This window comes from Frankia sp. CoWAU3 (assembly GCF_977971855.1).
The window spans coordinates 12333-16593 of sequence record NZ_CDWWXB010000020.1; the positions used below are offsets into that span (position 1 = coordinate 12333).

General features: G+C 71.7%; 2 protein-coding genes. Both read left to right on the forward strand.

Annotated features, from left to right (window positions below; genetic code table 11):
• The first annotated feature begins 723 nt into the window (after nt 1-723).
• A complete protein-coding gene (locus AC08ON_RS03885; protein WP_476616464.1) occupies nt 724-2346 on the forward strand; it encodes a diaminobutyrate--2-oxoglutarate transaminase family protein in 1623 nt (540 codons plus the stop codon).
• A 110-nt stretch (nt 2347-2456) separates the two neighbouring features.
• A complete protein-coding gene (locus AC08ON_RS03890) occupies nt 2457-4157 on the forward strand; it encodes a pyridoxal phosphate-dependent decarboxylase family protein (protein ID WP_476616465.1) in 1701 nt (566 codons plus the stop codon).
• The last annotated feature ends 104 nt before the right edge of the window (nt 4158-4261 follow it).

Sequence of the window (4261 nt, forward strand, 5' to 3'; positions counted from 1 at the left end):
CCGCCGCCGGGTCGTAAAAGTAGGCGCTGACCTCTCCGGCGCCGGCCGGCCAGGCACGCACCGCGGTCAACACCAGGCGGGGGAGGCTTTCGGCGGGCAGGGCGCGCAGCGGCGCGGCCGAGGGCGGCAGGTCCACCAGATCGACTCCTTACTCCAATCAGTCGTCCGAGACTCCATCAGTTGTCCGAGTTCAGCCGCGTCCCTCGCCAGGGACAGGACAACCCACTCTGCCGCCTGGCGCACAGCCGCCAGGCGCACAGCCGCCAGGCGCACAGGAGCGATGGCGTGTGCCGCGGGCTGCCGAGTGCGGACGCATGGTCCAGACGGGTGGTCCAGACAGTGGTCTCGGATGGGTGGTCTCCACCTGGACCCGACGCTGTCGGTTAGCCCGATGGTGGGGCGACGAAACACGGATCGGATCCGCAAACGGTGCCTGATACATCACACGGACCGCATCCGGCTTCCGTGCCGCCGGACGGTCGCGGGACGTTCGTCACCGCCATAACCGGTTGTCTGATTCGGATCAACGGGCGTGTAGTGGACATGCCGCAAACACCACAGCCTGAGGCCGATGTTTCTGCCGCAACCCGACTCCCCCGGACGGACTATGAAGAGACCACCACGTCTGCTTGGCACCACCATAACCTTGCGCGGAGCAACCATGGTGCGACTGGCTTAAGTTAGGCTTCCCTCAATCAGCCTGCGCGAAGGGAGTCGCCCGCGATGACGGTTTCCGCTCGTGACGCCGCCGGCGGCTCAGCCGGCCGCACGGCGCCCCCCGCGACCGTGCCTTCCGTAACCACGAGAGCCACGACGACGCCCCCTGCGACCACGCCCCCTGCGACCACGCCCCCTGCGACCACGATCCCCGTCGCCGCCAGGTCCACGCCCGCAGCCCCCACCACGGGTCCCAGGTCCGCACCCACGGACGCCGCGAACCCGGCCACGATCCTCGCGCGTCAGCGTCAGCGCGAATCGGCGGCACGGACCTATGCGCGGACTCTCCCGATCGTGCCTGTCCGGGCGTCCGGAACCATGGTTCTCGGCGCGGATGGCCGCCGCTACCTGGACTGCCTGGCCGGCGCCGGAACGCTCGCGCTGGGACACAACCATCCGGTGGTAACCGAGGCGATCACGTCGATGCTTGCCCGAGGCGCCCCGTTGCACACGCTCGACCTCGCCACCCCCGAGAAGGACGCCTTCACCGACGAACTCCGTGGCTGCCTGCCGGCCGGCATGGGGAGCGATGTGAAGTTGCACTTCTGCGGCCCGAGCGGCGCCGACGCGGTCGAGGCGGCCATCAAGCTCGCGCAGACGGTGACGGGCAACCAGACCATCCTCGCGTTCACCGGTGGATACCACGGAATGACGGCGGGTGCCCTGGCCGTGACCGGGAACGTCGCCGTCAAAGATCCTCTGCCGCCATCGACATCCGTCGTACGGCTGCCGTTCCCCTTCCCCTACCGGTGCCCGTTCGGGGTGGGGTCCGGTCGCGCCCCCGGTCCGGACGGTGCCGAGTTGTCCGCCCGCTACATCGAACGTCTCCTCGATGACCCGGCCGGAGGGGTAGTCAGGCCAGCGGCACTGATCGTAGAACCGGTTCAGGGTGAGGGCGGGGTGGTTCCCGCTCCTGACGGCTGGCTCCGCGCCATCCGCGAGATCACCCGTCGCCGCGGTATCCCACTGATCTTGGACGAGGTCCAGACGGGAGTCGGTCGCACCGGGAAGTACTGGGCCGCGCAGCACAGCGGCATCACCCCCGACATCATCGTCATGTCCAAGGCGATCGGCGGCGGGCTGCCACTGGCCGTCATCGCCTACCGGTCTGAGCTGGACACCTGGGCGCCCGGGGCACATACCGGCACCTTCCGTGGAAACCAGCTGGCGATGGCCGCGGGCCACGCCACGCTGCGCCTGGTGCGAGAGGACCGTCTCGACGAACGCGCCGCCCGACTCGGCACGCGCCTACTCACCGGCCTGGCAGAGATCGCCCGGGACCGGCCGCAGGTGGGCGACGTGCGCGGCCGCGGGCTGATGCTCGGCGCCGAGATGGTCGATCCGACCGCAGCCCCGGACCTCGTCGGCGCGCATCCCGCCGACGCGCGACTCGCCGGTCTGGTACGTGCCGAATGTCTGCGCCGCGGCCTGATCATCGAGCTCGGTGGGCGGCACGGCGCGGTCGTCCGGCTGTTGCCACCGCTGATCCTCAGCAATGAGGAGGGCGATCGCGTCCTCGCGATCCTCGCCGACGCCATCGATGCCGCCGTCCGCAGGCTCTCCGTCCACGCGGCCTTGGGACACCCACCCGCCGATCAGGCCCACGTCCGGTTCGGATCCGCCGGATGATCCCCCCGCGCAGCCCTGACACACCTGTCGCCACCGCGCCGGCCGGAGAGTCCGCACCAGCCGGAAAGCCCACGTCGGCGGAGGAACGTCGGCGGAGGAACGGGGGGTCCATGGACGGTCCACGGAGGCGGGAGATCCCCATCCTCCCGGGGCTACGGCCGATGGTCGATCTCGCGTTGGCCGCCCTCGACGATGGCCGCCGGATCCGCGGCGGCCCGCTGCCCGCCGGTGGCCCACCGGTGGTGCGCGCCATGACCAGAGCTGCCCTCGGCCTGACTCCGGCCGATCCGGCCCCGGCGGATCCGACCCCCCCGGACAGTACAGGGGCCCTGCTACCGAGAACCGGAATCGGCCCGTCGGCCGCGCTGACCGGCCTGGTCGAAGCCCTGGCCGCCGGTTCCGCGGACCCGGCGGACCCGTGGTGCGCCGCCCATTTGCACTGCCCTCCGCTGGCGGTCGCGGTCGCCGCCGACCTCGCCGTGAGCGCCCTCAATCCGTCCCTGGACTCCTGGGACCAGGCTCCCGCGGCCACGACGATCGAGACCGAGGTCGTCGCGACCCTGGCCACGCTGGTCGGCTTCGATCCGGACCGGGCCACCGGCACGATCACCACCGGTGGGACCGAATCGAACCTGATGGGCCTGTTCCTCGGTCGGGACGCGGCCCGCCGTGGCCCGACCGGGCAAGACGCTCTGGGCCCGGCCGCCCCAGGTCACGATGCCGGGCACCGAGGAGCGGACCGGCCGGCACCTCGGGTGTTCCGTTCGGCGGCGGCACACTTCTCGATTGATCGGGCGGCGTCCCTGCTCGCGATCGACGCGCCTCCGGTGCTGGTCATCGAGACCGACGACCGGCACCGGATGCGCGTCGAGGCGCTCCGTCACGCCCTGGCCGCGCACGCCGGGCCGGCCATCGTCGTGGCCACCGCTGGCACCACCGATGCGGGCGCGGTCGACCCGCTTCGGCAGATCGCCGCGGTGGTCGAGGAACATCGCCTCCGGTTAGGTGGGTCGCAGGACCCGAGCAGGCCATCGGGCATGGAGGCAAGGTCCGGCGGGGCGGCCTGCTGGTTTCACGTGGACGCCGCCCACGGCGGCGGCGCGTTGCTGTCCGATCGGCTGGCCGGCCTGCTGGACGGACTCGACCTCGCAGATTCGGTCGCACTGGATCTGCACAAACTCGGCTGGCAGCCGGCGCCGGCCGGAGTCTTCCTCACCGCCCGCGACGACGGCTGGGCCAGCCTCGCGACACGGGCGGAGTACCTCAACCCGGAGGATGACGAGGCGGCCGGCTTCACCAGCCTGCTGGGCCGGTCGCTGCGGACCACCCGCCGCGCGGACGCCTTCCCCATCGCGGTCACCCTTCGGGCCCTCGGCCGCGACGGTCTCGGCGCCCGGGTGGTGGATGCCTGCCATGATCTCGCGCAGCACGCGGCACGGACGGTGCGCGCCGACCCTCGTCTCGAACTCGCCTTCCCGGTAACACTCAGCACCCTCGTCTTCCGCTACCGGCCGCCACAGGTCATCTCGGATCCGACCGCGTCCGGCCCCACCCCGTCCGGCCCCGCGGGCCCGCCCTCCCCCGACCGGGTGGACCGGATCAACGCCCGGCTGCGCCGGGAACTGCTCGTCGCCGGCCGGGCCGTCGTGGGGCGCACCCAGCTCGGTCCCCGTCACGCGGTCTTCCTGAAGCTGACTCTGCTCAATCCCGACGCCACCACGGCGGACGTCGACGCACTGCTCGGGCTGATCGCCGAGACCGGGGACGTCCTTACCGCCGGTGGTTCCACCAGGGCCCGGCGGCGATCGTGACCGGCGATCGACCGCAGTCCGAGGCCATCGCGGACGCGACCATCGCGGACGAGATCGTCACGGAGGCTCTGCTGCGGTGCTGGGTGCGGGAGACGGGCGTCCGG